Below are 22,769 nucleotides of genomic sequence, written 5' to 3'. Positions count from 1 at the left end.
TATTTACTCAAGCCACACCGTGACGCCTCAGCGCAAAATTATTCATATCGATTGCGACTGCTTTTATGCCGCCGTTGAAATGCGTGATCGACCTGAATTACGCGAAGTCCCACTCGCCGTGGGCGGCTCGGCTGAGCGGCGTGGCGTCATTGCCACTTGCAACTACCTTGCGCGCCAATTTGGCATTCATTCGGCCATGTCGACCTATCGAGCACAACAGCGTTGCCGGCAGCTGGTGGTGGTGCCACCCGACTTTGCCCGTTACAAAGCGGCATCACAGGCAATGCGCGCCATTTTTGCCGATTACACCGACCAAATCGAGCCGCTGTCTTTGGATGAGGCGTATTTAGACGTTAGCGGCCAGCCGCACTGCGCAGGCAGCGCCTCACGAATGGCCGAACAAATTCGAGCCCGCATTGAGCGTGAAATCGGCATCACCGCCAGCGCAGGCATTGCGCCAAATAAATTACTGGCCAAAATTGCCAGCGACTGGCGTAAACCGAATGGGCAATTTGTAATCCGGCCCCAAGATATTGCCGAATTTATGCCGCAGCTCCCAACAAGAAAGCTATGGGGTATTGGTAAGGTAACCGCAGATAAACTTGCCTTGCGCGGCATACATAGCTGTGCCGATATTCAGGCTTGGTCACTAGAGCAACTTATTGGTGAGTTTGGTCGCTTGGGGCATTTACTCCATGAACAAGCACAAGGTATCGATCATCGCCCTGTCGCCCCGCATGAAAGTCGCAAATCATTATCGGTAGAAAATACATTCGCCCATGATTTAAGTAGCACAGCATGCCAGCAAGCACTTGCTGAATTATTTAGCGATTGGCAAATTAGAATGCAGCGTTTAGCGGATGAGCGAATTCATAAAGCATTTATCAAAATTAAATTTGCTGATTTCACACAAACGACAGTGGAATGTATTTGCAACTCACCGCAATTAAATACCTATATTCGGCTACTTGAACAAGGTTTAAAACGTAGCCCGCAAGCCGTGCGTTTATTAGGTTTAGGGGTGCGTTTTGACGAACGAAGCAAAGTGCCTGAGCAGCTTTGTTTATGGTGAAATGACTTTGTGCAGCATTTTTTATGCTTTGCCGGTTTCACAAACAAAGCTGCAATTGCCCTCCAGCACATTAATATATGCTTATATTTGAAAAAACTCAGCAAATTAGCTAAAAATGAATATTGCGTAATCTTATTTATTTTTTTGTTGAGTTGAATGCCAGAAGGCCTGACAATGAATGAAATATTCAATTTATGGTTTAAATTATCAATGCCGCATTTTAAATTTCGCCGCGCCACACTCTGCGCGACCATTGGTACACTGGGTCTAAGCTTTGGTTCAGCTCACGGCATGACCATGGGCGAATTGCAATTACAGTCCTACATAGGACAACCCTTTCGCGGCCTTGTGCCCTATCGCTTAAATGCTGGCGAAGCGATCAATGAACAATGTATTGAATTACGCGCGTCCAACAATGAATTACCCGGCCTAGGCCCAGCCACCATCCAAATCCGTCCCAACGGAGAACTCAGCGGCGTACTATTAATCGAATCGCGCTCTGCGGTTGGTGAACCGACGATTGCTTTTGCAGTTAAATTCGCCTGCGCCAATCAACAAATGACGCGGGATTTCACGGCATTTTTAAATATCGCGCCACTTCGAGCCGAACGCGAGACGCCAAGTCGCATGCTACCGCGTGAAGTGCGCCCACGCCGAGCAGAATCCAGCAATGAGCAAGACGTATCTCCTAGAACAGATCATCAGCTCACGCTAAAAAAACCAATGAGTTTGCGCGAACTAACGAAACGCTATTACCCCGAAAATACGCCGCAATACCCTCGCTATTTGCAAAAACTCAGTGCCAACAATCCTAATCTTGATCCGAATGCTGAATTGAGTGCCGGTACCGTGGTAAGCATTCCCGACAAATTACGTTCAGTACGAAAAAAATCGCCAACCACACCAACAGTCGAAGCAGGCCAATTACGACTCGATAGCGAGCCGAGTCAACGCACTAAACCAACCAGCACGGGCACGCCATCAGCAGCGCAATACACTCAAGTTTTAGAAGAAAAAGTCAAAACACTGGAAGAACTGCAGTTCAAATTACAATTAGAAGTCGAGCAACTCAATGCGCGCCTAAGCCAGCTCAATACAAGCGCCAGCTTACCGCTAGCCAGCCAGCCGATGGCCAGCGCGCCTGAAGCGCTCATCACCGCCAGTACCGTCAATACCGCTGCCGTCAATGGCACTGCCGCCATCGCCGCCAGCCAGCCCCATAAAAAACGCATTATGCCAACGCCAGAAGTCGTTGAACCGGAAAGCAAGACGCCTGCTTGGCTGATTGGCTTAGGTTTAGTTGGCATCGTAACGACGGTTGGCGGCTGGCTATTTTGGCGTCGTCGCCAAGCGCAGCAAAGCAATGAACTCGCCCCACATAGCGAACAAACCTTGATGGGCCAGTTTAAAACCTACGCCACACGGCATAAAACCACTGAGCACACGCCAACCATGATGTCATTTTTACATCACCCTGGCGCGGGGATTGAAGTCAGCGATTTTGACTCTGTCGATTTGGCACGAATTCAAATTATGCTAGGCCAAGGCGAGGTCGCCGAAGCGATTGATTTACTGTATCGCAGCATTGATGAAGACCCCGAAGATATTGAGCGTTGGTTAATGCTATTCCGTGTTTTCCGCCAGCAAGGGATGAAAACCGAATATGCCAATCTGGCGAAAAACCTCAGCCTAATCGTAAAAGACGAAGCCGATTGGGAGCTGGTGCGTAATATCGGCTCAAAACTTGATCCTGAGAATGAACTCTATCAGCGCCACAATAGCCCCAGCGCCATGGGTAGCGCCATGGGTAGCGCGGTGGGCAGCACCTTAATCATGCCGGACAACAACAGCGTTGAACTTGATATCCACCCCGAGCCAACACCGGCAACGATGATGGCTGCGTTCTTGGATATCGAAACGCCGCGCGCGCCACCAGCAGCCTTGGACTTTGAAGTCAGCGAAGCCGCGCCAGAAATCATGTTGGATATTCAGCTACCTGAAGTTCACTATGAAATGCCAGGGATGCTATTTCAAGCGACCGAAGAAATCGAAATGTTTCCGGCTTTTGAGCCAGAAATAAGCGCAAGCACCGCTGAATCAACGGTGCCACATATGGATTTCCTTGACTTCGATTCCGAGAACAAACCACAGCCAGAGCGCAAACGTCATCTCGAATAAGGCGCGAGCAGCGCATGCTGCATCGCGCATGTTAGACTTGTGTTTTTGTCTGACTAAAGGATTTTTCTTATGAGCCCAACTCTGCCTACCCAAGTGGTGATCGCCACTCGCGAAAGCCCGCTGGCACTCTGGCAAGCTCATTTTGTGAAGTCTTGGCTAGAAAAAACTTATCCGCTTTTATCGGTTCAATTGCTTGGCATTACCACGCAAGGCGATAAAATTTTAGACGTCACGTTAAATAAAATCGGCGGCAAAGGCTTGTTCGTCAAAGAGCTAGAACAAGCCATGAGTGAGGGACGCGCCGACTTGGCCGTACACTCAATGAAAGACGTACCTATGGTCTTGCCCGAAGGCTTTAGCCTGGCGGCAATCGGTGAACGCGAAGATCCGCGTGATGCCTTTGTCTCAAATCGATTCAAACATCCGGACGAGCTGCCTGCGGGCGCGATTGTGGGCACCGCCAGCTTGCGCCGCGAAAGCCAAATTCGCTCGCTGTATCCACATTTAGTGGTTAAGCCGCTGCGCGGCAATGTTGGAACCCGTCTCAAAAAACTCGACGATGGTGAGTTTGACGCCATCATTTTAGCTGCGGCCGGCTTAAAACGACTCGGTCTTACCGAACGTATCGCTTGCGAGCTGTCGCCTGAAATTAGCTTACCAGCACCGGGGCAAGGCGCGGTGGGGATTGAAATATGCAGCGATCGCGCCGATTTAATGGCCTTACTCGCGCCATTCAATCACGCCGAAACTGCCGCTTGCGTTACTGCGGAACGGGCTTTATCGCGTCGTTTAAATGGCTCATGTCAGATTCCACTCGCTGCCTACGCCACCAATGAAGAGGGCTTTTTACGCTTACGCGGCTTAGTGGCCATGCCCGATGGTAGTCAGCGTGTGGTTGCCGAATCCAATGGCTCATTCGCTGCTGCGGATGGCTTAGGGCGTATCGTTGCCGACTTACTCTGCACCGAAGGCGCTCGCGAGATTCTTAAACAACTAACGGTATGACTTTAGCGCTTGCTGGCTTGCGATTATGGATTACTCGGCCTGAAGCACAGGCTGGGTATTTGGCTGCGTCGCTCTCTAAACAAGGCGCACAGTGTCATACCCTTCCGCTGCTAACCATAGCGCCGCCCAATCCAGCGCAAGAACTACAAAACGCGCTCGCTCAACTTGATCAATTTGATTTGGCGATTTTTATTAGTCCTTCGGCATTAGATCAAGTGATGCTGGCGCGCGCAAAGCCTTGGCCTAGTCATTTACCCGTTGCCGTCATCGGTCCGGGCAGTGCCGAACGAGCAGCCCAATTAGGCATGCAGCACATTATTTGTCCCGCGCAGCAATTTGATGGTGAAGGTTTATTGGCGACGTTAGGTGATCAAACCGGTAAAAAAATTGTGCTGTTTCGCGGCAATGGTGGCCGCGACATTTTACCTGCGGGCTTAATCGCGGCGGGTGCGAGCGTACAATTGGTGACGGCTTATCAGCGCAGCGTTGCCGCTTTAGATCGGCAAGAGATTGAGCAACAATTGGCTTTGGGCTGTGATGGCATTATTATTTCTAGCTCGGAAGCGGCACAACACTTATTGAGCTGGGCTGGAGAGCAAGCGCAGCTCAAGTTACAATGTAGGCTCTATTTTGTTCCGCACCCACGAATTGCCGCTACTCTCAAAGCGCATGGCGCTCAGCATATAGTGCCAACCGAGGCGGGCGATGATGGTATTACCCGTTCGATTTGCCGGTATTTTTCGCCGGCTTCATCTCAAAAAGTGTAGAGCCCGATGAATCAAGACAATCCAAATACTTTTTCTGCGGCACTTAATACCACGCCACGTCGTGCTATGCCGCAACCGGCGCTGATTTTAGCGATTGTGGCCATTTTAGCCAGCGCAGGCGCTTGGCTATACCAGCAAAACGCGATGGAATCACTCAAGTTAGAACTGAGTCGTGAACTGGCAAGCAATAATCAACTACAACAAGAGCTACGCCAATCGAACCTACAGTCGAGCCAAGCACAGCAAAAAATCATCTCGCGCCTTGATGTTCAAGAAAACAAACAAGCAGAATCCAGTGCGCGACAAGAAGCGCTCAATAATATGTACGATAACCTCAGCCGAGGTGAAACCTTGCATAGTCTGGCCGAAGTCGAGCAAATGCTGTCTTTTGCCAGCCAACAATTACAAATTGCCGGCGATATCAATAGCGCATTAACGGCGTTAAATAATATCGACGTGCAATTGGCTCAGCTCAATCGCCCAGAGCTAATCAGCGTTCGCCAAGCGCTAACCAAAGACATCAACACCTTAAAAGCAACGCCCTATCTGGATGTGATTGGGATTACCGCCAAGCTCAATAGCATTATTGATAGTGTTGATCAATTGCCGCTGATTGTTGATGCCGGACACACTATCGCATCTAAGCATCAAGCCAACACGCAGCACAATGCCGCACAACGCTTTGGCGCTGAGATTTGGCATGAACTCAAACAACTGATTCAAATTCGCCGCATCGATCAACCCGATCTGATTTTGTTATCTCCTGAGCAAAGTTTTTTTTTGCGAGAAAATATTAAATTGCGCCTACTGAATGCGCGCGCCGCATTATTGCTCCGTAACGAAGCGGCATTTCATAGCGATCTCAAAGCCACTGAGCGTTATTTACAGCAATTTTTTGATGCCCGTGCGCCGGCCACTGATAATGCAATTAAGGTTTTGCGCCAACTACAAACGCAACCCCTCGCGATCACCATGCCTGATTTAAGTGCCAGCCTTGCTGCCGTACGCAATGCACGCACCACTGCCGAGAGGGCCAAACCGTGAGATTCTTAATCTGGTTTATTGGCTTATTTTCACTGGCCGTTGGCTTAACGCTATTTGCCCAAGTAAATAGCGGCTACGCCTTGATTTTCTTACCGCCTTGGCGGCTTGAGATCTCTCTCAATATTTTCATTCTGCTTTTGATTGGTTCCGTCATTGTGCTTTATTTGGGTTTGCGGATGTTGGCCGAACTGGGCGGCTTACCCGAGCGCGTGCGCCGCTATCGATTACGCCAGCAAGAAATTGCCTCTGTGCAGCTCGAACGAGACGCACGCACGGCATTTTATGAAGGTCGTTTTCAACGCTCAGAACGACTCGCTAGTGAAGCTTTTGCAGCCAGCCCAAATGATGATGCTTATGCCGTGAATGGTTTATTAGCCGCGCGTGCCGCGCATTCAATTCGCGATTTCGCCAAGCGTGATGCTTATTTTGAGCAATTGCAAACTCGGCTTGGTGGACAACATTTAGCAACGCTAATGTCAATGGCTGAGCTCTACCTTGATGAGCGCCGCTACAATGAAGCCAGTCAAGCCATCGCTGCAGCGCGAGAAATCAACCCAAAACTCACTGCAGCCATGAAAATCGAACTGCGCTTACGCCAGCGTGAACGCAATCCCGAGGCGGTACTTAAACTGGTTGAACAGCTCACGCGCAGTGAAGCACTAGACGCAGAGCAAGCCAATCACATTCGAATTGCCGCATATCAACAACAATTACGCCAACATCCAATGAGCGTACGCGAGCTAAAAGACTGGAGTCGCAAAGTCCCCGAGTTCGACCGACTTAACCCACAATTGGCAGCTAGCATCGCAGCGCAATATCAAGAACAAGGCGAGCCGACACTCGCTCGCGATACTTTAGCTGCCGCCATTGATGCCGAGTGGAATAGTGAATTACTCGAGCAATATGGCCTGCTTGGTCTGCGTGGTGAAGCTTTAACTGCACAGCTACAACAAGCAGAACAATGGCTTAAACAACACCCGAATGACCATCGTTTATTACTCACTTTGGGGCGTTTATGCTATCAGCGCGAGCTATGGGGTAAAGCACAGACCTATTTGGAAGCGAGCATTGCCGTCAAACCGACCGCCATTGCCCATGCTGAATTAGCGCGATTACTCGATCAACTCGAGCATACTGATGAAGCCAACTTACATTACCGCGCCAGCTTAAGTATTGCGCTCAGCTAATTGGCGTTGTTTATCAATAACAAAAAGGCGGCTAAGCCGCCTTTTTTATTGCTCAAACCAACTCCGGCCCCAATGCTGCCTTGAGTACATAGTTGACTCGACCATCAATCACGCGGCGTTGAATCCACCAAATCCCCCCTTTGCGCGTAGGCCAATCAAGCTCTTTACCGGTTAATAACAGCGATGCAACTTGGCCAATATGCGGCTGATGCCCCACCATCACCACCACTTTGCCGATATCTCGCGGCCAGTGTGCTAGCTCTAAATAGGCGGCGTTATAACCACCTAGATTTATCCGCGAATCCACCACCGCATCAGCGCGAAGATATTGCGCAGTCGCTTGACTGCGAACCGCCTCACTACAAATCAAACGATATTGGGCTACGTCTTTGAGCTGGGCTCGCAACCAAGCGGCCATTTTTTTCGCCTGCTTAATGCCTTTTGGCGTAAGTGGCCGCGCCAGATCATCTGGGCCTTCTGCGGCATCTGCATGCCGCCACAAGATTAAATCCATCGATTAATTCCGCGTTCCTGCCGCTAAATCAGCGAGTAACTGCGCTTGTGCCGAACGGATTTTGCCACCACGCGCCAATTTACGGCGATAGCGACCATCTGACAGCATTTCCCAAGCTTGCGTATTGTCCACCAAGAAAGGCCGCAAGCTTTCACGAATTACACGGCGCTTCACTTTAGGGTTCAAAATCGGAAATGCGATTTCGATACGACGGAATAAATTGCGTCCCATCCAATCGGCACTGGATAAATACACATCTTCTGCGCCATCATTGAGGAAATAAAACACGCGATGATGCTCTAAAAAGCGACCAATCACTGAACGAACTCGAATATTCTCTGAAACCCCAGGCAAACCAGGACGCAAAGCACACACACCACGGACAATCAGATGAATCGTGACGCCAGCGCCAGAAGCCTCATACAATTTATCGATAATTGAAGGCTCAAGCAGCGAATTCATTTTGGCGATAATCACCGCTTTACGGCCAGCCTTGGCATGCACAATCTCACGCTCAATGGCGGCGATAAATTGGCTATGCAACGTAAAAGGAGCTTGCCACAATGCGTGATGATCACCCGCCAAACCCAAACCGGTCAGCTGCATAAACACATCATTCACATCGCTAGTAATATCGGCATTGGCGGTTAACAAACCAAAATCGGTATATAACTTGGCAGTGCGAGGGTGATAGTTACCCGTTCCGACGTGGGCGTAGCGATGCAAGCGGCCTTCTTCACGGCGAACAATCAGCAGCATTTTGGCATGCGTTTTATAGCCATACACACCATACACCACATGCGCACCGACACTTTCTAGCTTGGCAGCCCAATTGATATTGGCTTCCTCATCAAACCGCGCCATCAACTCAACCACCACGGTGACTTCTTTACCGCGAATCGCCGCTTCTTTGAGCGCATCCATCAAGACCGACTCGGCGCCAGTACGATAAATCGTCATCTTAATGGCGACCACCTGCGGATCGCGTGCTGCTTGCTGCAGTAAATCTACGACGGGCGTAAAGCTTTGGTAGGGATGGTGCAACAAAATATCACTCTGGCGGATCGCAGAGAAGAAATCGGCTTGTTTACGTAACTCAGGCGGAATGCCCGGCATAAACGGTATATATTTCAAATCCGGACGATCTACTTGGTCTGGTACTTGCATTAAACGCACCAAATTCACTGGGCCATTCACCCGATAAATGTCTTCTGGCAGCAAGCCAAATTGTGACGACAAAAAGTCTTGTAAATGCCGTGGGCAATTATCTGCCAACTCTAAGCGAACAGCATCACCATAAGGGCGTTGCGATAGCTCACCTTCAATCGCTGCGCGCAGATCTTTAATGTCTTCATCATCAACCGAGACATCCGAATCGCGCGTTACGCGGAATTGATAGCATCCAAGAACATGCATGCCAGAAAATAGCTCATCAATATGCGCGTGCAAAATCGACGATAAAAAGACGAAGCCATGCTCAGTACCCGCGATTTCATCCGGCATTTTGACAAAGCGAGGGAAAATACGTGGCGCCTGAACAATCGCGATACCCGAATTGCGGCCAAAGGCATCAGGGCCTTCTAGCTCAACAATAAAATTGAGCATTTTGTTAGATAAACGTGGGAATGGATGTGAAGGATCCAAACCAATCGGCGTCAAAATCGGCTTTAATTCACGGAAGAAATAATTTTTAACCCACTCACGCTGCGCTTCAGTCCATAAACTACGCCGAAAGAAATAAATCCCTTCGGTTTCCATTGCTGGGAAAACATTTTCACGCAAAATTCGATATTGCCGTTCGACCAAATCGTGCGCTTCTTTGGTGACCAATTCAAAAGCATGATGTGGGGTAATCCCTTCGGGCAATAGCCGAGAAGGATTGTGCCGAATGTTTTCTTTTAACCACGCCATTCGCACTTCAAAAAACTCATCCAGATTGCTCGACACAATGCACAAAAACTTCAAGCGCTCCAAAAGTGGATTGCGCACGTCCTCGGCTTGCGCCAAAACACGGCGGTTAAATTCAAGTAAACCCAATTCACGATTGAGCAAGAGTTGATTGTCGGCGGGTTTGTAAGTCATGGCAGCGCTCTTTGATGGCGATTGAGGTCAATTGAATCAGCTTCTAACTCAGCTTATGCAACGCTTTTAAAGCACAACAGGCCGCAAATGCGGCCTGTGTGATCAAACAATTACTGTGGTACATAGCCTTGAATGGCATCAGCACCTGAACCAAAGAAGTAATTCTCCAATTGCTGTTGCAAGTATTTACGTGCACTTGGATCAGCTAAACTCAAACGATTTTCATTAATCAGCATCGTTTGGTGCTTAACCCAAGCAGTCCAAGCTTCTTTAGAAACTTGTTCATATACTTTTTTGCCCAGCTCACCTGGTAGCGGTGGAAAATCCAATCCTTCAGCTTCACGGCCTAATTTGACACACTGAACAGTACGGCTCATTTAATGCCTCCATATTATTACAATAATGTTTCAGTTCAATGACATTCATTAAACGTTAAATAAGAAATTGAGTACATCGCCGTCTTTTACCACATATTCTTTGCCTTCGGCGCGCATCTTGCCGGCTTCTTTGGCGCCTTGCTCACCCTTGTAGGCGATGAAATCTTCATACGCGATCGTTTGTGCACGAATAAAGCCGCGCTCAAAATCGGTATGGATCACGCCAGCCGCTTGTGGTGCGGTATCACCTTTGTGAATCGTCCATGCGCGAACTTCTTTCACGCCTGCAGTGAAATAGGTTTGCAAGCCAAGCAATTCGTAACCGGCACGAATCAAGCGATTTAAGCCTGGCTCGTCTTGACCGAGTGACTCTAAAAATTCGACTTTATCCGCTTCGTCCAGCTCTGCGATCTCGCTTTCGATTGAGGCACAAACGGCAACAACCGGAGCGCCTTCAAGTGCGGCGTGGGCCTTTACTTTATCGAGCAATGGATTGTTGTCAAAACCATCTTCGGCAACGTTGGCCACATACATGGCGGGCTTGATCGTCAACAAGCATAACGGTTTGATTGCCGCTTTTTCGTCATCGGATAATTTTAGCGAGCGCGCTGGCAAGCCTTCGTTCAAATGCGGCAAGAGTTTTTCCAATACCGCGATCGATGCCAGTGCTTCTTTATCACCCGAACGGGCTTTTTTGCCATCACGCTGAATGGCTTTTTCGACCGTATTCATATCGGCCAAGGCCAATTCAGTACCAATAACAATGATGTCGTCGATGGGGTCCACGCGGCCAGCAACGTGAATAATGTTATCGTTTTCAAAACAACGCACCACATTTACAATCGCGTCAGTTTCGCGGATATTGGCCAAGAATTGGTTACCCAAACCTTCACCTTTACTCGCACCCGCGACTAAGCCAGCGATATCAACGAATTCAACAATCGCCGACTGAATTTTTTGTGGATTAACAATTTTGGATAATTCGGCTAAACGATGATCTGGCACTTCAACGATGCCGACATTCGGCTCAATGGTGCAAAATGGATAGTTAGCTGCTTCAATGCCTGAATTGGTCAATGCATTAAATAGCGTAGATTTACCGACGTTGGGCAAGCCAACAATGCCGCACTTGAGACTCATGAATCATTCCTTGCTGGGCGACGCCGCCCAATAAATACTAAACCATCAATTTTAACTGATGCGAGCACCGATTGGCGCGCCTCAGCAATCAAAACCGCTTATTCACCAAAAATACCTCGATCAATCATTGGCTTGTGCGCAAATGGCAGCAGCATGCTGCTGCCATACAGGCTAAACAATGCATCGACTTCGGCTTATTGGGGCATTAATTAATGCAATTGATGCTTACTGCGCGACGTTTCATTGTTTTCACGAAAGAAATCTCGAATTTCGATGACCATTTCCGGAATTTGCTCAGCCACTTCGTTGTCATGGCGCACTAAATCAATGCCTTCTTTGAGCATATCTTCGCGCATTTCATCGTCCGAGCCACTCATGATGGCCATAAACATAAACTGGCCTTCTTCTTCGTCAATCAAAGGCTGCCACTCTTCTTCAGCTAAGCCTGCACCAAAGCAGAAACCTAAGCTCCATTCTTCAATGCTGGAATTTTGCATTGATTCATCTTCCCAATACAGCAAAGGCTCATACACGGGAGGATCTTGCGCTAATTCATCGGCAATTTGATTGTATAAACGCATCACCAAATTGATGATGGCATCGCCTTCCGGCAAAGCAAAAATCGCAGCCTCTGGACGATCCCAGATTTGAGCCAGCCATTGACCAGGCATCACGGTAGCGGGGCCGATCAAAATTGCGGTAAGGTAGCCATGTAGCATGGATAATGACATCGCATCTTTGCCGACTGCGTCTGAATACAAAAATTGATCGAGTTGATCGAGTTCTTCATCAGTCAGTGGCTGGTCAAGTAATAAAGACATACAGTACTCCAAGAGTAAAACACTAAATCGATACACCGATTTACTATGGGTATTAACATGGTGTCTTTTATTTAAAAGGACTCCAGCAACATACCCATCATTTAAGCATAAGGGCCTAGCTCAATCGCTAGGCCATACTTCAAAACCAATTGCTGCGAACAATTACTAATTTATTTCACGATTTTCTTAGGGCGCAGCCAACCCGACAATGTCAGTTGCTTAGCGCGTGCAATCGTTAACTCCCCTGCTGGCGCATTTTTACTAATCACCGAGCCAGCGCCCGTCGTCGCTCCGGCACCAATCGTGACGGGGGCAACCAGACAATTATTGCTGCCAATAAACACATTATCTTCAATCACTGTGGTGAATTTATTAACACCATCATAATTGCAAGTAATCGTTCCAGCGCCAATATTCACCCCTGCGCCAATCTGCGCATCGCCGATATAACTTAAGTGATTCACTTTCGAGCCAATACCGATGGTTGATTTTTTAATTTCAACAAAGTTACCAATATGGGCTTGCTCGGCCAATTGCGCACCAGGTCGTAAGCGAGCATAAGGGCCAATCAAACTGCCTGCCCCCACCACCGCATCTTCTAGATGGCAAAATGGATGAATCACTGCGCCATCAGCAATCGTGACATTTTTTAGTACGCAATGTGCACCAATACTCACGCCTTGGCCCAAAACAACCTGCCCCTCAAAAATGCAATTCACATCAATGAAGACATCTTGGCCATGGGTTAAGGTACCGCGTACATCAATCCGCGCCGGATCGGCCAAGCCAACGCCTGCGGTCAACAAGGCTTTAGCGGTTTCGGTTTGATAAATACGTTCTAAGCTGGCGAGCTGCAGCTTGTTATTAATGCCTTCTGCTTCCCAATGATCCAAGGGCTGCACCGTCGCAATTTCAACCCCATCGCGCACAGCAAGGGCGATTAAGTCTGTGGCGTAATACTCACCTTGCGCGTTGTCGTTCTTTAGCTCAGATAACCAAGCAGCCAAACGCGCCGTCGGTAAGGCCAAAATACCGGTATTCATTTCAGTGATTGTGGCTTGCTCGATTGAGCAATCTTTTTGCTCAACAATGCAAGTCACCTGACCAGCTGCATTGCGAACAATTCGACCATAACCGGTAGCATCATCGAGAATATCGGTCAGAATGCCGACTTTGCCATCGCTACTTGCAGCCAATAAGGCTTGAATGGTAGCTAAACGCGTTAATGGCACATCACCATACAGCATCAGGGTAATGCCACCAACGCATTGTGGTACGGCCTGCGCCAAGGCATGCCCTGTTCCAAGCTGCTCAGCCTGACACGCCCAGGCTAAATCCGTTTGATCAGCTAATTGCTTTTGCACTTGCTCGCCACCATGGCCATACACAATGACCATTTTTTGCGGCTGTAATTGACGCGCGGTATCAATCACGTGTTGCACGAGCGGCTTGCCCGCAAGACGGTGTAATACTTTTGGCAAACTAGAGTACATCCGTTTACCTTGCCCTGCAGCCAAAATGACCACGTTTAATGCAGAAGCCATCACTTATCCCTAAATATAAATGGTTTGTCGCTATTCTAATCTTCAGCGTGGTTCACGCACAGCATGACATGACTTTATTGCGTTTATGCCAGCAACTTAAACGCAAATAAAGCAAAAAGGCAGCCGAAGCTGCCTTTTTATTTTTACAATCCGATTACTGCAAACTCAATTGCAATAATTAATGGCCGCCGCGTTTCAATTTAGAAACTACCGCAAGTTTCGCTACAGCATCCATCAACTCAGCCTGCGCCATCGCAAAGTCCATCGAAGAAGAATGGTTTTTCAACGCATCTTCTGCGCGGCGTTTAGCTTCTAACGCCTTCGCTTCATCAATGTCTGCACCACGAATCGCAGTATCAGCCAAGACTGTTACCACATCCGGTTGAACTTCAAGCATGCCACCTGAAACAAACAGAATGACATCGTCTTCGTTCGAGTTGGCGATCTTAATACGGATCGCACCCGGACGAATACGGGTCAACAGCGGAGCGTGCCGCGGCAAGATACCAATCTCACCCTTATCGGCAGGCGCTGAGATAAACTCAGCTAAGCCAGAGTAGATCAGTTCTTCAGCACTAACTACGTCCACACGCATGCTCATGGCCATCGCTTAACCCCTTATTGCATCGACTTGGCTTTTTCGATCGCTTCTTCGATGCCGCCAACCATATAGAAGGCTTGCTCTGGAAGGTGATCGTAATCGCCATTCAAGATGCCCTTGAAGCCCTTGAGGGTTTCTTTGAGCGGAACGTACTTGCCTGGCGAGCCAGTGAACACTTCAGCAACGTGGAACGGTTGCGACAAGAAACGTTGAATCTTACGAGCACGAGATACTGACAATTTGTCTTCTGGAGACAATTCGTCCATACCCAGAATCGCGATAATATCTTGCAATTCTTTGTACTTTTGCAATGTTTGCTGAACGCCACGCGCTACAGAGTAGTGCTCGTCGCCAACCACTTGCGGATCCAATTGACGTGAAGTTGAATCGAGTGGATCTACCGCAGGGTAGATACCTAACGAAGCAATGTCACGGCTCAGAACAACGGTCGCATCCAAGTGAGCGAAGGTTGTTGCTGGTGATGGATCGGTCAAGTCATCCGCAGGTACGTAAACGGCTTGAATCGAAGTAATCGAGCCAGTCTTAGTCGAAGTGATACGCTCTTGAAGCGCACCCATCTCTTCAGCCAATGTCGGTTGGTAACCCACGGCAGAAGGCATACGACCCAACAACGCAGATACTTCAGTACCAGCGAGGGTGTAGCGGTAGATGTTATCCACAAAGAACAAGATGTCACGGCCTTCGTCACGGAAATGTTCCGCGATTGACAGACCCGTCAACGCTACGCGCAAACGGTTGCCTGGTGGCTCGTTCATTTGACCGTAAACCATCGCCACTTTATCAAGAACGTTAGAGTCCTTCATTTCGTGGTAGAAGTCGTTACCCTCACGAGTACGCTCACCCACACCAGCAAACACAGACAAACCACTGTGCGCTTTAGCGATGTTGTTGATCAATTCCATCATGTTCACGGTTTTGCCGACACCGGCACCACCGAACAGACCCACTTTACCACCCTTAGCAAACGGGCAAACCAAGTCAATAACCTTGATACCAGTTTCTAAGAGATCAATACTTTGGTTCAACTCATCGAATTTTGGTGCAGCTTGGTGAATTGCACGAGTTGCCTCGCCGTTCACAGGGCCTGCATCATCAATCGGGTTGCCCAATACATCCATAATACGGCCCAGAGTTGCATTACCTACTGGCACCATGATTGGTGCGCCAGTGTTGGTAACGCCTGTACCGCGTTTAAGACCATCGGTACTACCCATGGCAATGGCGCGCACTACGCCGTCGCCGAGCTGTTGCTGAACTTCCAGCGTCAGTTCTGCGCCAACTAGTTTGAGCGCGTCATACACCTTGGGGATATTGTCGCGTGGGAATTCCACGTCAACAACTGGCCCAATGATTTGTACGATTTTACCTTGGCTCATCGTTTTTCCTAATCCAGTTAATCCGTCAGGGCCCAATTAAACTGCTGCCGCGCCGCCAACAATTTCCGAAAGTTCTTTCGTAATTGCCGCTTGTCGCGTTTTGTTATATAGCAGTTGCAGGGAGCCGATTACATTGTCAGCGTTGTCAGTTGCAGCCTTCATCGCCACCATACGCGCCGCTTGTTCTGATGCGATGTTTTCCGCTACGGCCTGGTAAACCAAGGCCTCTACGTAACGATTCATCAAATCATCAATCACCGTTTTTGCATCTGGCTCATACAGGTATTCCCAGTTGTGCGCAGATTTCGGTTGTTCAAACGATTCGCTGGCTAATGGCAACAATTGTTCGATAACTGGCTCTTGTTTCATGGTGTTAATGAAACGAGTGTAAACGATGTGTACTTCGTCTACTTCACCAGCAACGAAGGCATCGATCATGACTTTGATCGGGCCAATCAGCTGTTCCAGATGCGGGGTATCACCCAGCCCAACAGCCGAAGAAAGAACCTTCGCGCCATTACGCTTCATGAAACCCAACCCTTTATTGCCGATTGCGGTCACAACGACTTCAACGCCATTGTTGTGCAATTCTTTCATTTTATTGAAAGCCGAACGCAGGGCGTTGGTGTTTAAACCACCACACAAACCTTTGTCCGAAGACACCATAATCAGGCCAACCCGCTTGACGGTGTCGCGCGTTTGGAGATATGGATGCTCATAGTCGACCAAAGCTTGGCTCAAGTGGCCAGCCACATTACGGATTTTTTCACCGTAAGGGCGGGCCGCCTTCATACGCTCTTGAGCCTTGCGCATTTTCGACGTGGCAACCATTTCCATGGCGCGGGTGATCTTCTGCGTGTTTTTTACGCTTTTGATCTTAGTACGAATCTCTTTACCGCTTGCCATGATTTGATCCTTTTATCAACGTCTCAAATCAGTAAGCAGCGCCGGCTTTAAAGGCTTCAACTGCTTTCATAATGGCTGCTTCATCATCAGAAGACAGCTCACCCTTGTCATCAACACGCGCCAATACATCTGCATGATTGGCTTTGAGATGGCTAAGGAATGCAGCTTCAAATGCCAGTGCGCGATCAACAGCGACGTCATCATAAACGCCTTTGTTAATCAAGAGCAGGGTAACACCCAACTCACCCACTTTCATCGGGCTGTACTGAGCTTGTTTCATCAACTCAGTCACCATCTTGCCGCGTTCCAATTGCTTACGTGTTGCTTCATCAAGGTCAGAAGCGAACTGGGCAAATGCCGCCAATTCACGGTACTGAGCCAAAGCCAAACGTACGCCGCCACCCAATTTCTTGATGACTTTAGTTTGTGCAGCACCACCCACACGCGATACCGAAATACCGGCGTTCATTGCTGGGCGAATACCCGCGTTGAACAAGTCAGTTTCCAAGAAAATCTGACCATCAGTAATCGAAATAACGTTGGTTGGAACGAAGGCAGAAACGTCACCAGCTTGAGTTTCGATGATAGGCAATGCAGTTAACGAACCTGTTTTACCTTTCACTTCACCATTAGTTAGCTTCTCAACTTCAACTTCATTGATACGCGATGCGCGTTCCAACAAGCGGCTGTGGAGATAGAAAACATCACCAGGGAATGCTTCACGGCCCGGAGGACGACGCAAAAGCAATGAAATTTGACGGTAAGCAACGGCTTGCTTAGACAAATCATCATAAACGATCAAGGCATCTTCACCACGATCGCGGAAGTATTCGCCCATGGTGCAACCAGAGTACGCAGCGATGTATTGCAGAGCAGCAGCTTCAGAAGCGGCAGCTGCAACAATAATCGTGTGACCCAATGCACCGTGTTCTTCCAACTTGCGAACCACGTTAGCAATCGAAGATGCTTTTTGACCAATCGCCACATAGATACATGTAACGCCAGTACCTTTTTGGTTAATGATCGCATCGAGTGCAACAGCAGTTTTACCTGTTTGACGGTCACCAATGATCAACTCGCGCTGACCACGACCCACTGGCACCATGGTATCAATTGACTTGATACCGGTTTGCAATGGTTGTGAAACCGATTGACGCGCAATAACGCCTGGGGCAATTTTTTCAATTGGCGCAGACATAGTCGTGCCCAATGGGCCTTTGCCGTCGATAGGTTGACCCAATGCGTTCACAACGCGACCGATCAACTCACGACCAATAGGTACTTCCAAGATACGGCCGGTACACTTAACAACATCACCTTCGGCGATATGTTTGTAGTCACCTAAAATAACAGCACCTACAGAATCGCGCTCTAAGTTAAGCGCCAGACCGAAGGTATTACCCGGGAACTCCAACATCTCACCTTGCATAACTTCCGACAAACCGTGCACGCGCACGATACCGTCAGTTACCGACACTACAGTACCAGTCGTGCTGGATTGTGCGCCTTGGGGTAGATTTTGGATCCGAGCTTTAATCAGTTCACTGATTTCGGACGGATTAAGTTGCATGATTTCTCCTAACTCTTCAGGCTTGTCGCAAGGGCAGTTAATTTGCCGCTAACCGAGGCATCAATAACTAAGTCACCAATCGTTACTTTCACACCACCGATTAACTCGGGGTTGACACTAACATCGGCGCTAATCTTGCGTTTAAGTTGCTGAGTGAGCGTAGCCGTCAGTTCGGCCAGTTGGGCATCAGTCATAGCAAAAGCAGATTCAATGTGCGCTTGCGCTACACCTTCGTCTGCCGCTTTCAGTTCTTCAAATAAAGTCGACACAGCCGGTAAAGTGGCAAAACGACGATTTTCGAGCACTGCTGCCAGGAAGTTTTTAACCTCGGCGTTTGCTTCAGTACCCAGAAGCCCAACCAACAGCTCCTGTACTTGATCAGCAGAACACTTTGGATTAGCCACTACGTCAAGAATCTCTTGGTTCTGGGCAATAAGCGCCAGATTAGCAAGCGTATCCGACCATTGAGAAAGCGTATTGCCTTCTTTAGCCAGCCGGAAAACGGCCTCGGCGTAGGGTCTAGCGACGGTTATAAGTTCTGCCATGACTATCTTACAATTCCGCTTTGATGGATGTCAGCATATCAGCATGCTTCGCTGCGTCGATTTCGCGACGTAAGATCTGCTCAGCACCAGCGATTGCCAATACGGCAACTTGCTGACGAAGCGTTTCTTTAGCTTGCTGAATTTGCTGCTCGATTTCACCTTGGGCGCCAGCGATCAGGCGTTCGCCTTCTACTTTGGCATTGCCTTTAGCTTCATCGACAAGTTGCGCTGCACGCTTTTCGGCTTGGGCAATGATCTCAGCTGCGCTTTGTTTTGCTTCACGCAGTTTGTCCGCTGATTTTTTCTCAGCATTCTCAAGATCTTGTTTGGCACGATCTGCAGAGGCCAAGCCATCTGCAATGCGTTTAGCACGCTCATCCATCATCTTGATCAGCGGAGGCCAAACGAACTTCATCGTGAACAGGATCAAGAGACCAAAAGTGATCATCTGACCTATGAGAGACGAATTAAATTCCACGCTGAATGTCCTCCTTAAAGGCTGATCAAAAGATTATTGAGCAGCAACAGTCAGAGCAGCCAGGAATGGGTTGTTGAAGGTGTAAAGCATAGCCACACCAACGCCAATCATCGAAATCGCATCCAACAGACCAGCGATAATAAACAGTTTAGTTTGCAAAACTGGAATCATTTCTGGCTGACGAGCAGCAGACTCAAGAAATTTGCCACCGAGGATAGCAAAACCAAGTGCAGTACCAATAGCAGCCAAACCAATGATGATCGCAGCAGCGATAACAGTCATGCCTTGTACGGAAGCAATTACTTCAGGTGAAACCATTTTGAGACTCCTAGTTTGATTCAAAAGTTACGAGGTTGGGTAAAACTGAGTCTAATGCCGTGCACCCAACCGATACACGCCACTAGACTTAAAATCAATGGTCTTCTACAGCCAAGCTCAAGTAAACAATCGTCAACATCATAAAGACGAAGGCTTGTAGCGTAATTACCAAGATATGGAAGATGGCCCATGGCGTGCCGAGCACCCAGTTAACCCACCACGGCAGCAAAGCGATCAAGATAAAGATCAACTCACCGGCATACATATTACCGAACAGACGTAGTGATAACGAAACAGGCTTAGCAATCATCTCAACCATTTGCATCGCGAAATTCGCTGGCGCTAGCAAAATAATCATCGGCAAGCTTTCAGCATGAAACGGCGCAGTAAATAGTTCTTTAATCCAGCCAAACAAACCTTTAGCAGAGATCGAGAAGCCAATAATCATCAGCAAAACAGTCAACGACATCGCAAACGTCACGTTAACGTCAGCCGTTGGCACGACGCGCAAATAAACATGATGTGGATCGGCACCGTAGAAAGTATGACCATACCATTGCGCAAACATTGGCAAGAGATCAACTGGCAACAAGTCCATTGCATTCATCAAGAAGACCCAGCAAAAGATCGTCAATGACAATGGACCAATTACTTTTGATTTGCCGTGGAAAGCATCCTTGATTTGGTTGTCGACCATCTCAACAATCAACTCAACAAAGTTTTGCAAACGGCCTGGTACTCCTGGTGTTGCTCTGCGAGCAACGTAGGCAAATACGCCGACAAACAACATGCCCAATGCCAAAGAAATCCAGAAAGAATCCAAGTGGAAACCGCCGAATAAATCAGCCTTTGCAAAGGTCAAATGGTGCTGGATATAACTAGTTGCATCTTGTGCCATAATTTACTTTTTACCGTCAAATTTAATTAAAAGCCCAAACCAGTAGGCGCTAGCTGCAACTAAGTATCCTGCGAATACCCAAGCCCAAGCGACATCCCGATAAAACATAAAGAACGCTGCGAACGCAATCAGCGTTACTGAAAGCTTTGCCATTTCTGCTGCAAAGTGGCGTCGCAACAATTCAGCTGCGGCAGCTAATCGAGCACGATAGGCAATCAGCGAATACAACACGCTGCCTAAGACTGCAATTAATCCACCAGAAAAACTTGCAATTGCCGCCTTCTGATCCACAATCAAAAGTAGCGCAATTGTAAGGAGCATCGTAAATCCGATTTGTAACCGAATGATGCCACGAATCTGTGCCTTCCCGTACATCACATCACCGTAAGACAAACGACGCGATTATACGGAGTTGATTTGCCTTGCGTCAATTTATTACCGTTGACTTTGGTGGATTTATTTTTATTTTTTGCAAAACAAAATCCAACTTAAAAAGCCGCCAATTTCTTTCTAAAAACGTAATAAATCAAAGAGCTACATTTTTTTAGAATTTTATTCGTCAATTCAATGTCAAACAGTTCCAACAAGGCTTACAGGCGCGCCAACAACGCATCCAATTGATCTAAACTACCATACTCAATCGTGACCCGACCACTCCCCTTCTTGCCCGATTGAATGACCACACGAGCCCCAATCCTGCTCGATACTTCCTCTTGCAAGCGCAATACATCAGGATCTGGCTTGTGTTGCTTGGCTGTCATCGGCTCTTGCTGCATTTTTTTGACTAGCGCCTCAACCTCGCGAACCGACAAGCCTTTTAATACCACCAAGCGAGCGACTTCTAATTGTTGCAAGGTATCAAGCGGCAGCAAAGCCCGAGCATGCCCCATATCCATTTCGCCGCGTAGTAGGATTTCCCGTACTGGCTCAGTTAAATGCAATAAACGTAATAAATTTGCCACACTCGGGCGAGATTTTCCCACGGCTTGCGCCGCCGCTTCTTGTGTTAAGCCAAATTCATCGATCAAACGCTGAATACCAATCGCCTCTTCAAGCGGATTAAGATTCTCGCGTTGTATATTCTCGATCAAGGCCATTGCCAGTGCGGCTTCATCGCTAATGACGCGCACCAAGGCAGGAATTTCAGTCAACCCCGCCAGCAAACACGCGCGCCAGCGGCGCTCGCCAGCGATAATTTCGTAGCGATCAATATCAATTTCGCGCACCAAAACCGGTTGCATCAAACCTTGTGAGCGAATTGAGTCGGCCAATTCATTCAGCGCCACTTCATCCATTACGGTACGAGGCTGATATTTGCCAGGCTGCAACACGTCAAGTGCCAAGGTTTTTAGCGTGTCACCCACCGATGGATCGCCCATCAGCGCATCCAAGCCACGTCCTAAACCTTTAAATTTTTTACTCACCATGCGTGTTTATCCTAAAACCGGGGAATACAAAGCGCAAATCAATTGGCGCTACGCAGTCATGACCTTGCTCAGCGATCATTTCATATACTCGGCGCAACTTCACCGCAGGCATGTCGCGCCAGCATTTCGTTCGCTAATTGCAAATAGGCTTGTGCCCCCTTAGACGATTTGTCGTAGGCCAAGATTGGACGGCCATAACTCGGCGCTTCGGCCAAACGCACATTGCGGGGAATGACGGTGTGATATAGCTTGCTAGTAAAATGCTTTACCAATTGCTCAGAGACTTGTTGCGCTAACGTCGAGCGCGGATCGAACATGGTGCGTAGTAAACCTTCTATTTCAATTTTTTTATTCAAACTTTGCTTAATCCGGCGCAGCGTATTCACCAAATCAGACAGCCCTTCCAGCGCATAGTATTCACACTGCATTGGAATCAATACCGCATCAGCAGCGACCAAGCCATTGAGCGTCAGTAAGTTCAGTGCCGGCGGACAATCGAGCAAAACATAATCGTACTGAGCATTCACGCCGGACAACGCCGACTTTAAACGCATTTCGCGCTCATTAGCATCCACCAGCTCCACCTCTGCGCCAGCCAAATCGCGCGAAGCTGGCAGTAAATCAAAGCCTCCGCTTTCGGAATGTTGCGTGGTTTGCGCCATCGTTGAATCGCCGAGCAACAAGGAATAAATTGAATGCTTTAGTTTCGATTTATCTACCCCCGAGCCCATCGTGGCATTCGCCTGTGGATCAAGGTCAACCAACAACACACGCTGACCCAAATGCGCCAGACTGGCAGCCAAATTCACTGCCGTGGTCGTTTTGCCGACGCCCCCTTTCTGATTCGCTATTGCCAACACTTTCATCGTCGTTCCCATCGGGATTTGAAGCGCTTTAA

The 22,769-nt window shown here is 48.4% G+C and carries 22 protein-coding genes and 1 pseudogene; 6 read left to right on the top strand and 17 right to left on the bottom strand.

The window, feature by feature from the left end; all coding sequences use genetic code 11:
* Window positions 1-19 precede the first annotated feature (19 nt).
* From dinB to K4H25_RS02275, 6 genes are all read left to right on the top strand, one after another.
* Window positions 20-1,072 carry a DNA polymerase IV gene (gene dinB / locus K4H25_RS02300; RefSeq protein ID WP_221021832.1) on the top strand — a complete coding sequence of 351 codons (1,053 nt, stop codon included), beginning with the start codon at window positions 20-22 and terminating at the stop codon, window positions 1,070-1,072.
* A 174-nt stretch (window positions 1,073-1,246) separates the two neighbouring features.
* A complete protein-coding gene (locus K4H25_RS02295; RefSeq protein WP_221021831.1) occupies window positions 1,247-3,250 on the top strand; it encodes a type IV pilus assembly protein FimV in 2,004 nt (667 codons plus the stop codon).
* 69 nt (window positions 3,251-3,319) lie between these two features.
* Window positions 3,320-4,255, top strand: coding sequence for a hydroxymethylbilane synthase (hemC, locus tag K4H25_RS02290; protein ID WP_221021830.1), 936 nt, complete (start codon window positions 3,320-3,322; stop codon window positions 4,253-4,255).
* On the top strand, window positions 4,252-5,022 hold the full coding sequence (locus K4H25_RS02285; protein ID WP_221021829.1) for a uroporphyrinogen-III synthase: 771 nt from the start codon (window positions 4,252-4,254) through the stop codon (window positions 5,020-5,022). The genes hemC and K4H25_RS02285 overlap by 4 nt, the downstream gene beginning before the upstream one ends.
* 6 nt (window positions 5,023-5,028) lie before the next feature.
* Window positions 5,029-6,066, top strand: a complete 1,038-nt coding sequence (locus K4H25_RS02280; protein WP_221021828.1) for a uroporphyrinogen-III C-methyltransferase — start codon at window positions 5,029-5,031, stop codon at window positions 6,064-6,066.
* Window positions 6,063-7,253 carry a heme biosynthesis HemY N-terminal domain-containing protein gene (locus K4H25_RS02275; RefSeq protein ID WP_221021827.1) on the top strand — a complete coding sequence of 397 codons (1,191 nt, stop codon included), beginning with the start codon at window positions 6,063-6,065 and terminating at the stop codon, window positions 7,251-7,253. Before K4H25_RS02280 ends, K4H25_RS02275 begins: the two co-directional genes overlap by 4 nt.
* Window positions 7,254-7,305: 52 nt before the next feature.
* On the opposite strand, the gene K4H25_RS02270 is transcribed toward K4H25_RS02275, so the two are convergent.
* The 17 genes and pseudogenes from K4H25_RS02270 to K4H25_RS02190 all read right to left on the bottom strand — a co-directional run bounded on the left by K4H25_RS02270 (window position 7,306) and on the right by K4H25_RS02190 (window position 22,737).
* Complete coding sequence (locus K4H25_RS02270; protein ID WP_221021826.1) at window positions 7,306-7,767, bottom strand: SixA phosphatase family protein; 462 nt, start codon at window positions 7,765-7,767, stop codon at window positions 7,306-7,308.
* Between the two features lie 3 nt (window positions 7,768-7,770).
* A pseudogene (gene ppk1, locus K4H25_RS02265) lies at window positions 7,771-9,852 on the bottom strand (polyphosphate kinase 1); the annotation flags it as partial.
* A 107-nt stretch (window positions 9,853-9,959) separates the two neighbouring features.
* Window positions 9,960-10,226: an oxidative damage protection protein gene (locus K4H25_RS02260; protein ID WP_173532865.1), complete on the bottom strand. Its 267-nt coding sequence runs from the start codon at window positions 10,224-10,226 to the stop codon at window positions 9,960-9,962.
* 48 nt (window positions 10,227-10,274) lie between these two features.
* Window positions 10,275-11,366 (bottom strand): redox-regulated ATPase YchF, encoded by a 1,092-nt coding sequence (gene ychF, locus K4H25_RS02255; protein ID WP_173532864.1) that lies wholly within the window; start codon window positions 11,364-11,366, stop codon window positions 10,275-10,277.
* Between the two features lie 209 nt (window positions 11,367-11,575).
* On the bottom strand, window positions 11,576-12,187 hold the full coding sequence (locus K4H25_RS02250; protein WP_173532863.1) for a YecA/YgfB family protein: 612 nt from the start codon (window positions 12,185-12,187) through the stop codon (window positions 11,576-11,578).
* A gap of 170 nt (window positions 12,188-12,357) precedes the next feature.
* The gene (gene glmU / locus K4H25_RS02245) at window positions 12,358-13,731 is read right to left on the bottom strand and encodes a bifunctional UDP-N-acetylglucosamine diphosphorylase/glucosamine-1-phosphate N-acetyltransferase GlmU (protein ID WP_221021824.1); all 1,374 of its coding nucleotides are present in this window, start codon (window positions 13,729-13,731) and stop codon (window positions 12,358-12,360) included.
* Between the two features lie 178 nt (window positions 13,732-13,909).
* The gene (locus tag K4H25_RS02240; protein ID WP_173532861.1) at window positions 13,910-14,338 is read right to left on the bottom strand and encodes a F0F1 ATP synthase subunit epsilon; all 429 of its coding nucleotides are present in this window, start codon (window positions 14,336-14,338) and stop codon (window positions 13,910-13,912) included.
* Window positions 14,339-14,349: 11 nt separating this feature from the next.
* Window positions 14,350-15,729 (bottom strand): F0F1 ATP synthase subunit beta, encoded by a 1,380-nt coding sequence (gene atpD, locus K4H25_RS02235; protein WP_173532860.1) that lies wholly within the window; start codon window positions 15,727-15,729, stop codon window positions 14,350-14,352.
* Window positions 15,730-15,765: 36 nt separating this feature from the next.
* Window positions 15,766-16,635 carry a F0F1 ATP synthase subunit gamma gene (atpG, locus tag K4H25_RS02230; RefSeq protein WP_221021823.1) on the bottom strand — a complete coding sequence of 290 codons (870 nt, stop codon included), beginning with the start codon at window positions 16,633-16,635 and terminating at the stop codon, window positions 15,766-15,768.
* Between the two features lie 28 nt (window positions 16,636-16,663).
* Entirely contained in the window at window positions 16,664-18,205 is a 1,542-nt protein-coding gene (atpA, locus tag K4H25_RS02225) for a F0F1 ATP synthase subunit alpha (RefSeq protein WP_221021822.1), read from the bottom strand.
* 8 nt (window positions 18,206-18,213) lie between these two features.
* Window positions 18,214-18,750 (bottom strand): F0F1 ATP synthase subunit delta, encoded by a 537-nt coding sequence (locus tag K4H25_RS02220; RefSeq protein WP_221021821.1) that lies wholly within the window; start codon window positions 18,748-18,750, stop codon window positions 18,214-18,216.
* Between the two features lie 7 nt (window positions 18,751-18,757).
* Window positions 18,758-19,228 carry a F0F1 ATP synthase subunit B gene (locus tag K4H25_RS02215; protein WP_221021820.1) on the bottom strand — a complete coding sequence of 157 codons (471 nt, stop codon included), beginning with the start codon at window positions 19,226-19,228 and terminating at the stop codon, window positions 18,758-18,760.
* 33 nt (window positions 19,229-19,261) lie between these two features.
* On the bottom strand, window positions 19,262-19,546 hold the full coding sequence (gene atpE / locus K4H25_RS02210; RefSeq protein WP_173532855.1) for a F0F1 ATP synthase subunit C: 285 nt from the start codon (window positions 19,544-19,546) through the stop codon (window positions 19,262-19,264).
* A 94-nt stretch (window positions 19,547-19,640) separates the two neighbouring features.
* On the bottom strand, window positions 19,641-20,444 hold the full coding sequence (gene atpB, locus K4H25_RS02205) for a F0F1 ATP synthase subunit A (RefSeq protein ID WP_221021819.1): 804 nt from the start codon (window positions 20,442-20,444) through the stop codon (window positions 19,641-19,643).
* Window positions 20,445-20,447: 3 nt separating this feature from the next.
* Window positions 20,448-20,837, bottom strand: coding sequence for an ATP synthase subunit I (locus K4H25_RS02200; protein ID WP_182076067.1), 390 nt, complete (start codon window positions 20,835-20,837; stop codon window positions 20,448-20,450).
* A gap of 197 nt (window positions 20,838-21,034) precedes the next feature.
* Window positions 21,035-21,871 carry a ParB/RepB/Spo0J family partition protein gene (locus K4H25_RS02195; RefSeq protein ID WP_221021818.1) on the bottom strand — a complete coding sequence of 279 codons (837 nt, stop codon included), beginning with the start codon at window positions 21,869-21,871 and terminating at the stop codon, window positions 21,035-21,037.
* 80 nt (window positions 21,872-21,951) lie between these two features.
* Entirely contained in the window at window positions 21,952-22,737 is a 786-nt protein-coding gene (locus K4H25_RS02190) for a ParA family protein (RefSeq protein WP_308443232.1), read from the bottom strand.
* Window positions 22,738-22,769 lie beyond the last annotated feature (32 nt).

It is taken from the genome of Deefgea piscis (assembly GCF_019665785.1).
Classification (GTDB): domain Bacteria; phylum Pseudomonadota; class Gammaproteobacteria; order Burkholderiales; family Chitinibacteraceae; genus Deefgea.
The sequence above is the reverse complement of the archived record's forward strand: the minus strand, read 5'-3'. Positions and strand labels throughout refer to the sequence as shown.

Bases quoted from the DNA above. Each gene is read 5' to 3' on its own strand.
- K4H25_RS02295 (WP_221021831.1), top strand. From the start codon at position 1,247: ATGAATGAAATATTCAATTTATGGTTTAAATTATCAATGCCGCATTTT.
- hemC (WP_221021830.1), top strand. From the start codon at position 3,320: ATGAGCCCAACTCTGCCTACCCAAGTGGTGATCGCCACTCGCGAAAGC.
- K4H25_RS02285 (WP_221021829.1), top strand. From the start codon at position 4,252: ATGACTTTAGCGCTTGCTGGCTTGCGATTATGGATTACTCGGCCTGAA.
- K4H25_RS02280 (WP_221021828.1), top strand. From the start codon at position 5,029: ATGAATCAAGACAATCCAAATACTTTTTCTGCGGCACTTAATACCACG.
- K4H25_RS02270 (WP_221021826.1), bottom strand. From the start codon at position 7,767: ATGGATTTAATCTTGTGGCGGCATGCAGATGCCGCAGAAGGCCCAGAT.
- K4H25_RS02260 (WP_173532865.1), bottom strand. From the start codon at position 10,226: ATGAGCCGTACTGTTCAGTGTGTCAAATTAGGCCGTGAAGCTGAAGGA.
- ychF (WP_173532864.1), bottom strand. From the start codon at position 11,366: ATGAGTCTCAAGTGCGGCATTGTTGGCTTGCCCAACGTCGGTAAATCT.
- K4H25_RS02250 (WP_173532863.1), bottom strand. From the start codon at position 12,187: ATGTCTTTATTACTTGACCAGCCACTGACTGATGAAGAACTCGATCAA.
- glmU (WP_221021824.1), bottom strand. From the start codon at position 13,731: ATGGCTTCTGCATTAAACGTGGTCATTTTGGCTGCAGGGCAAGGTAAA.
- K4H25_RS02240 (WP_173532861.1), bottom strand. From the start codon at position 14,338: ATGGCCATGAGCATGCGTGTGGACGTAGTTAGTGCTGAAGAACTGATC.
- atpD (WP_173532860.1), bottom strand. From the start codon at position 15,729: ATGAGCCAAGGTAAAATCGTACAAATCATTGGGCCAGTTGTTGACGTG.
- atpG (WP_221021823.1), bottom strand. From the start codon at position 16,635: ATGGCAAGCGGTAAAGAGATTCGTACTAAGATCAAAAGCGTAAAAAAC.
- atpA (WP_221021822.1), bottom strand. From the start codon at position 18,205: ATGCAACTTAATCCGTCCGAAATCAGTGAACTGATTAAAGCTCGGATC.
- K4H25_RS02220 (WP_221021821.1), bottom strand. From the start codon at position 18,750: ATGGCAGAACTTATAACCGTCGCTAGACCCTACGCCGAGGCCGTTTTC.
- atpE (WP_173532855.1), bottom strand. From the start codon at position 19,546: ATGGTTTCACCTGAAGTAATTGCTTCCGTACAAGGCATGACTGTTATC.
- atpB (WP_221021819.1), bottom strand. From the start codon at position 20,444: ATGGCACAAGATGCAACTAGTTATATCCAGCACCATTTGACCTTTGCA.
- K4H25_RS02195 (WP_221021818.1), bottom strand. From the start codon at position 21,871: ATGGTGAGTAAAAAATTTAAAGGTTTAGGACGTGGCTTGGATGCGCTG.
- K4H25_RS02190 (WP_308443232.1), bottom strand. From the start codon at position 22,737: ATGAAAGTGTTGGCAATAGCGAATCAGAAAGGGGGCGTCGGCAAAACG.